A 7902-nucleotide genomic window follows, 5' to 3' on the forward strand; every position below is an offset into this window, starting at 1 on the left:
AGATCACTTAGACAGTATTGGTCGCGCTATGGCTGGTGCGTTGTATCGCACCATCTATTAGGATGAAAATAAATTTATTATTTATCAGTTGATTAAACGCTTACTCGCGGGTAATTAGATGAAATTGCTCTCGGTTAGATGGAGTTGGCACGCTAAGTGCAATATCTACCCTGTAGATGCTCATCTCACTTATTATGATAGCGTGGTGTTATAGCCAAATTAGCTTCATAAACCCAGAGATGATGCAGAGCCGATTTTAGGGTGCCTATTGTCCATGTAAACGATGTCGAATATCTTCATCACATACCGGGCATAACGTTGAGTGAGGCGCCGACATTGTTGTCTGTAGACCTGAAAATTTTAGACGCTTGCCTTTCCGGCAAGCGTTTTTTTTTGCATACCCTTCGTACTTGAAGCCGCAGGGTTGTTAGCTGCGCTAGTTACTCGGCCCATCCGTGGGCCTCGCCTCGTTGAGGCCGCTGCAAGCAGCGTTCAAATCTGCTCCCGACAGATTTGTTCCCCGAGTCACTGACTTGAGTCAGCTCATCGGGATGCGTTTGCTGGCTGCCTACCTGCAACTCCAATTACTTTGGGTACTCTTTGCTACTTGAAGCCGCAGGGTTGTTAGCTGTGCTAGTTACTCGGTCCATCCGTGGGCCTCGCTTCGTTGAGGCCGCTGCAAGCAGCGTTCAAATCTGCTCCCGACAGATTTGTTCCCCGAATCAGGAGCAGAAAAAAGGCCCCGTAGGAGCCTTTAGATTGCTGTTTTGCTAATGGTCAGAGCGATTCCCCATTCTGCCGCAAGGTCAACAGTAGCCCCTCACGACGCGCCTGCGCTGCATCTTCAGGGCGATGCAGTTTATCCAGGGCATCAGCTAACCATGCATAGTCATAACCGTCTGGACGCTGCTCAAGCGCTGCTTTAAAGGCTTCGTGGGCCTTCTCCCATTCACCGTGTTTTAGCATGAGTTGGCCCAAGGTGCTATTAAGTAGCGGGGTCGCGCCATGCTGCTTGATGTGCTGGCGCAATGCTTTCTCCAGCGGCTCTGGGTTACCTGATTTTAAGCGTGGGATCAGGAGTACTAAGCGCTCATCATACTGACGCTTCAGGCCATCCAGAATGATTTGCTGGGCGACATCATGATCGTCACACTCAATTAGATGTTCTGCCAGTGCGACTTGCAGCGGGATCTCATTGCGGACTTTTCGGCTTTGATCTTTCCACCAGCGTTTCAGACCATCACTGCCTTCTTCCGCCATACATTGATTCATCATGCCAATATAAGCTTGCTGCTCCAATGCGGCGATTTCTTCTGGTGTATGGACCTGCACTTTGCTCATCGCGGGTAAAATTTCCAGCAATGAACTGTAAGCACCGGTACGCAGGAAAGCCTGTTCAGCCAGACGCAGCACTTCTGGGTGACGTGGGGCTTGATCCAATAAACGATCCACTCCATGGCGGGCCGCATGAACGTGGCCTTGCGCCAGTTGAATGCGCACTCGGGTGATATCTACCGGCAACTGATCTGTATCAGCAACTTCTGCTGCTCGTTCCAGATATTGATTGGTACGGAATTCATCGCCACGCTGTTGGGCAGCTTCCGCAGCCAGCAGGTAGTTTACCATCGGTTGTTCAGCATGATCGGCATTACGGGTGAGCAACTTTTCAACCTGCTTGAAATCCCCTTCGGCTAGTTTGATCAATGCAGCTTTGGTTTGCTTACGAGCGCGGGTGCGTTTGCGGCCCATAAACCAACCACGGGTACGGGCACCGGTGCGGAAAATACGGCGCAGTATCCATTCAATGATAAGGAACGCGACCAATACCAGCACCAATATAATCACCAGACCGGTCACGCTGGTCTCAACGTTATAGTTGTCAGTTTGAATCAATACATAGCCTTGGTGCCCAGCCAACATGGGGCCGAGGACGATGCCGGCGGTCAGGATAAGGAATAACAGTAAAACTCGCAGCATACTTATTCCCCCTGAGCGGCAACTGGCGGTTGTGCCAGTAAGTTACGAACCCGGGTTTGCATCAATTTTTCCAGCATTGGCTGGCTCTTCAATTGATCAGGTACGTCCATTGAGATTGACTGTTGACTCAGGCTCTCTAGCTCATCCAGAAAAGCTTTGGTGCTCGGGTCATTCACATCGAAATAAGCGCGAACCCAAGTGGAGATAGTCTCCAGTGACTGTTTGTACACTTCGTCTTGATGGCGAGGGACTGCCTGAGCCGCGACCAGCAAGCGGGAGCGAATATTCTCGCGTAAATAAACATCCTGATTCGGTGCCAGCAGTGGCTCTGCGCTGCTATCACGGCGGCGGATAGTAATAAAATCAGACATAAAGCTGTGCCAGCTTTTGGTTAGATTCTGACGCCATTCGGCTAATGAACTGGATAGCTCATCGCTATCGGCATCCATCGGCGAATCATCGGTATTGTTATCAGCCAAACGTAGATTATCCACCTGATTCGACAGCTGATTCAGTTTGAGGATAATGCCGTCAAAATCCACCTGGCTTACCGCTGAAAGGGTACTGATGTCCTCGGTGAGTGCGCGGCGTACGTCGATAAGACTTGGGTCATTCATGTCAGCCAGACTGGCATCGGCACTTTTCAGTAAAGTCGCTGCGGTGGCGACATCCTGATCACTCCACAGTTTGCGCCCAGCCATTTTCACCAGAAAATCCGCCTGTGCCAGTAGCCATGTTTTGGCATCGCTACCCGAAATAGTGGCGACTTTTTCCTGTAATTCGTTAAGTTGGCGGATCAGCGAGGTTTGCTGACGATCTGCTGCTTCCAGCGCTTTGCCTTGCTGTTGTAGTAATGACTCAAGCTGCTGTTTTTCCTGCAATTGGCTCTGTTTTAGTTCAGCCAACTGTTCTTGTAGCGCGATATTCGCCACATCTTGTAACTGAGCCTGCTGCTGTCCGTGATAATAAAGCCCGGCACCCAGCGCGATAGCCAATGCAATAGCAATGGCACCCAGAATTGGGCCGGTTCGTTTCTCCCGGCGGCCTTCAGGTTCTGGCTGTTGGTGCCTCTCAACCGCAGTGGTTGTCTCTTCCACTGGTGCGGATGGGGTATTTTGTTCCGTCATATTGGGCATCCCATAGTCAGGTTTCAGGTTTATTGAAAGTCTTGTAGCGCGCGGATCAGCGCGTCATTATCCGCATTTTCTGCCACCCGGGTATCACGCCAGCCCATTTGGGCGGCCAGGGCAGCCAAACGCTCACTCACTACAACCAGGCGGCAGCGTAGCAGCCACGAAGAACGATAGTAATCAGGAACTAAAGTATAGATCTGTTGTAACATTTCGCCGCTGGTCACTACCAGAATATTGACCCCCGCACGTTGCCAATGCGCACTTTGCTCACTGCCATCATAAAAGATGGGGCTGCGTTGATAACATTCACAGTAGGTAATTGCCGCGCCTCGCTGTGCCAGACTTTCGCCTAGCAGTTCCCGCCCGCCATTACCGCGCAGTAACAACACCTTTTTACCGGACAGTGTTTGCAGGTCTGGTAATGATAACAGCATCTCGCTGGTCTCCCCCATCGGGGGGAAGGTGACATGCAAACGGCTGGCAGTATGCAATGCCAATGCGGTGGTACGGCCAATAGCATAATAAGATAACTGTGCTGGCCATAACAGGTTATTTCTTTTTAACAGTGGGTTAGCGTAGCGGATAGCATTCTGTGATAACGCAAATACCAGATCACCAGCTTGCATCTCTTGGAGCAATGCCGGTAATTTAGGCAGATCTACCCCCGGAGAGAAATCAATCAATGGCGCATGATAGGCAACCCGGCCCAGCGCACGCAGGCGACTGACTAACTGCTCTCCAGCAGGAGATGGACGGGTTACCAAAATGGTCATAGTGGGGGGGTATCCTGATAAACATCGGCCAATATTGCGCGCGCACCACGTGATAGTAACTCATCGGCCAGCTCAATCCCCATTTGCTCTGCATTCTCCGCCGGTCCTCGGCGCTCACCGCGAATGATCTCACTGCCATCCGGCGCACCGACTAATCCACGGAGCCACAGCGTGTTGCCTTCTAACTCAGCATAGCTGCCGATCGGCACCTGACAGCCTCCTTCGAGACGGGTGTTCATGGCTCGCTCGGCACATACTCGCAGCTCGGTGGCACGATGATTGAGTGGTGCCAGCAGTTGGCGGGTAAAATCGTCATCCAGGCGGCATTCAATGCCGACGGCACCCTGACCGACAGCCGGTAACGACTCCTCGGCGGGCATGGCGTAGCGAATCCGCGATGCCAGCCCCAGGCGATTGAGGCCCGCAACCGCCAGTATAATCGCGTGGTAATCGCCGTTATCAAGCTTGGCAAGGCGAGTGCCTACATTACCCCGCAGGTCGCGGATAATCAGGTCCGGGCGACGCTCGCGCAATTGGCACTGGCGACGCAGGCTGGAGGTGCCGACGATGCTGCCCGCAGGTAAATCATCGAGATGAGCAAAATGTGGCGCTACAAAAGCATCACGTGGATCATCGCGTTCACAAATGGTGACCAGACCCAAGCCCTCAGGGAAGGCGATGGGCACATCTTTCATGGAGTGGACGGCGATATCCGCGCGATCTTCCAGTAGGGCCAGCTCTAACTCTTTGACGAACAAGCCTTTACCACCGACTTTTGCCAGTGGGGTATCCAGAATGATGTCCCCACGGGTAACCATTGGGACCAACTCAACCTGCAAGCCGGGATGATTGGCTTGCAGTAAATGTTGAACATAATGTGCTTGCCATAAGGCGAGCGGGCTTTGTCGCGTGGCAATTCGAATAATTTTGTCTAACATTGCTTGTTACCGTTTTATATTTTGCGGCCCATCCTATCATTGACCAGTGAATGCTGTCAGTGCGATAGCCACATGAAGACGACGGATAAGAGCACAAGAAAGCAGCTATTGTAACAAATACATGGCGGGATAACTTCTTCCTTAATACCACGGCGTCGTTATCAGCCAACCTACCTGTGAATGTCAGCTAAGAAAGGTATAGATAGACATTACAATTGTAGGGATAGCTTTACGGTCAATCGGCAAGGTGTTAGATTGATCACGTTTCCAGCAATAATTCGTTAATTGTTATTCAAACAAAATGTCTTCAAACAAAATGTTTTTTGGTCAGTACAACAAAAAGTACATTTTTCGCTGAAAGTCAAAAAAAGTAATAAACGAATCTGGGACGCGGGTTTTTTTCTAAGCACCGGAACAATTCTAAGCACCGGAATAACCAGGCGAGACGTCTTGTACCTCTACATCGAGACACTGAAACAGCGACTGGATGCGATCAACCAATTACGAGTCGATCGCGCCTTGGCGGCTATGGGGCCAGCCTTCCAAAAGGTCTACAGTCTGCTACCGACCCTACTACATTATCATCATCCACTGATGCCGGGTTACCTTGATGGTAACGTTCCCCATGGCGTCTGCCTTTTTACGTCCAATGAAACGCAACAGGATTATCTGTCTGAGGTTGAAGCCAAGTGGGGCGAACCTTTGCAACAGAGTGTCGGCGGCGAACTGCCGATTACCGGCGTCTATTCTATGGGTAGCACTTCCTCTATTGGGCAATGCCATACTTCAGATCTTGATGTTTGGGTGTGCCATCAGGCCTGGCTCGATTCTGAAGAGCGTAACCGCTTGCAACAAAAATGCAGTCTGCTGGAAAAATGGGCTGCATCAATGGGTGTTGAAGTCAGCTTCTTCCTGATAGATGAAAACCGTTTCCGCCATAATGCCAGTGGCAGCTTGGGGGGCGAAGATTGCGGTTCAACCCAACACATATTATTGCTGGATGAGTTTTACCGCAGCGCGGTTCGTCTGGCAGGGAAACGTATTCTGTGGAATATGGTTCCGGTCGAAGAAGAAAATAATTATGACGATTACGTACTGTCGCTCTATGCGCAGGGCGTATTAACACCGAATGAGTGGCTGGATTTGGGCGGTTTGAGCACCCTGTCAGCCGAAGAGTATTTCGGTGCCAGTTTGTGGCAATTGTATAAAAGTATCGATTCGCCCTATAAGGCGGTGCTGAAAACCTTATTGCTGGAAGCGTATTCGTGGGAATACCCCAATTCTCAATTGCTGGCGATGGAGATCAAACAGCGCCTGCATGCCGGTGAAATTGTGGCTTTCGGTCTTGATGCTTATTGCATGATGCTTGATCGCGTCACTCGCTATCTGACCCAAATCAATGACACCACCCGTCTGAATTTGGTGCGGCGTTGTTTCTATCTGAAAGTGTGCGAAAAACTGTCCCGTAGCCCGGCGAGTGTCGGCTGGCGGCGTGAAATCCTCAGCCAACTGGTCAGTGAATGGGGCTGGAGTGACGAGAGTTTGGCGGTGCTGGATAACCGTGCTAACTGGAAGATTGAGCGGGTACGTGAAGCGCATAACGAGCTGTTGGATGCGATGATGCAGAGTTATCGCAATTTGATCCGTTTCGCGCGGCGCAACAATCTGAGTGTCAGTGCCAGTCCGCAGGATATCGGCGTTTTGACCCGTAAACTGTACGCGGCATTTGAAGCTTTACCTGGCAAAGTGACGCTGGTTAACCCGCAAATTTCACCGGATTTATCGGAAGAACATCTGACTTTCATTCATGTTCCGGCAGGCCGTGCTAACCGCGCGGGTTGGTACTTATATAATCAAGCGCCCTCTATGGATGCGATTGTGAGTCACCAGCCGCTGGAATATAACCGTTACCTGAACAAACTGGTGTCCTGGGCCTATTTCAACGGCCTGTTGACCAGCAAGACACGGCTACATATTAAAAGCGCCAATCTGTGCGATACGGTGAAATTGCAAGAATTGGTGACGGATATCTCTCACCACTTCCCGTTGCGCTTGCCTGCACCGACACCTAAAGCACTCTATAGCCCGTGTGAGATTCGCCATTTGGCGATTATCGTCAATTTAGAGCATGACCCGACAGCGGCTTTCCGCAATCAGGTGGTGCATTTTGATTTCCGTAAACTGGATGTATTCAGTTTTGGCGAGCAGCAGCAGTGTCTGGTGGGCAGTATCGATTTGCTGTACCGCAACTCCTGGAATGAAGTGCGAACCTTGCATTTCAGTGGTGAGCAGGCGGTGTTGGAAGCATTGAAAACCATTTTAGGCAAAATGCATCAGGATGCGGCACCGCCGGAGTCAGTGGATGTGTTCTGTTACAGCCAGCATTTGCGTGGTTTGATTCGTACCCGCATTCAGCAGTTGGTTTCCGAGTGTATTGAGTTGCGCTTATCCAGTACCCGTCAGGAACCAGGCCGTTTTAAAGCGGTACGAGTTTCCGGCCAGACCTGGGGTTTGTTCTTTGAACGCCTGAGTGTTTCCGTTCAAAAATTGGAAAATGCGGTCGAATTTTACGGTGCGATTTCTAATAACAAACTGCATGGGCTATCGATTCAGGTAGAAACCGATCAAATTCATCTGCCGCCAGTGGTGGACGGTTTTGCCAGCGAAGGGATCATTCAGTTCTTCTTCGAAGGCACCGCAGATGAAAAAGGCTTTAACATTTATATTTTGGATGAATCAAACCGCGTTGAGGTTTATCACCACTGCGAGGGCAGTAAAGAGGAGTTGGTGCGAGATGTCAGCCGTTTTTATTCATCGTCTCACGACCGTTTTACCTACGGCTCCAGCTTTATTAACTTTAACCTGCCGCAGTTCTACCAAATTGTGCAATTAGATGGCCGTACCCAAGTGATCCCTTTTCGCAGCAACACATTATCCCATCTATATATCGTCGACAAAGAGCCAAGCCAGCCTGCGCAGCAGTTGCAGTTACATTAATTTCCCCTGTGTCCTTGAAGCCGCAGGGGTGTTAGCTGCGCGCTCTTACCCGAATCACTGACTTGAGTCAGCTCATCAGGATGC

The 7902-nt window shown here is 50.6% G+C and carries 5 protein-coding genes; 1 reads left to right on the forward strand and 4 read right to left on the reverse strand.

Going from position 1 to position 7902, the window contains the following annotated elements; translation table 11 throughout:
• Positions 1-777 precede the first annotated feature (777 nt).
• The 4 genes from hemY to hemC are packed head-to-tail and all read right to left on the reverse strand — an operon-like array spanning position 778 to position 4821.
• Positions 778-1977, reverse strand: coding sequence for a protoheme IX biogenesis protein HemY (gene hemY, locus V1952_RS17940; RefSeq protein WP_083161892.1), 1200 nt, complete (start codon positions 1975-1977; stop codon positions 778-780).
• Between the two features lie 2 nt (positions 1978-1979).
• Positions 1980-3104: a uroporphyrinogen-III C-methyltransferase gene (gene hemX, locus V1952_RS17945; RefSeq protein ID WP_083161894.1), complete on the reverse strand. Its 1125-nt coding sequence runs from the start codon at positions 3102-3104 to the stop codon at positions 1980-1982.
• A gap of 29 nt (positions 3105-3133) precedes the next feature.
• On the reverse strand, positions 3134-3883 hold the full coding sequence (gene hemD, locus V1952_RS17950) for a uroporphyrinogen-III synthase (protein ID WP_372560074.1): 750 nt from the start codon (positions 3881-3883) through the stop codon (positions 3134-3136).
• Complete coding sequence (gene hemC / locus V1952_RS17955; protein WP_372560073.1) at positions 3880-4821, reverse strand: hydroxymethylbilane synthase; 942 nt, start codon at positions 4819-4821, stop codon at positions 3880-3882. Before hemC ends, hemD begins: the two co-directional genes overlap by 4 nt.
• Positions 4822-5271: 450 nt before the next feature.
• Here hemC and V1952_RS17960 point away from each other — a divergent pair, with 450 nt between their 5' ends.
• Entirely contained in the window at positions 5272-7818 is a 2547-nt protein-coding gene (locus tag V1952_RS17960) for a class I adenylate cyclase (RefSeq protein WP_372560072.1), read from the forward strand.
• Positions 7819-7902: the final 84 nt, after the last annotated feature.

Source organism: Yersinia sp. 2542 StPb PI, from assembly GCF_048593855.1.
GTDB lineage: Bacteria > Pseudomonadota > Gammaproteobacteria > Enterobacterales > Enterobacteriaceae > Yersinia > Yersinia enterocolitica_E.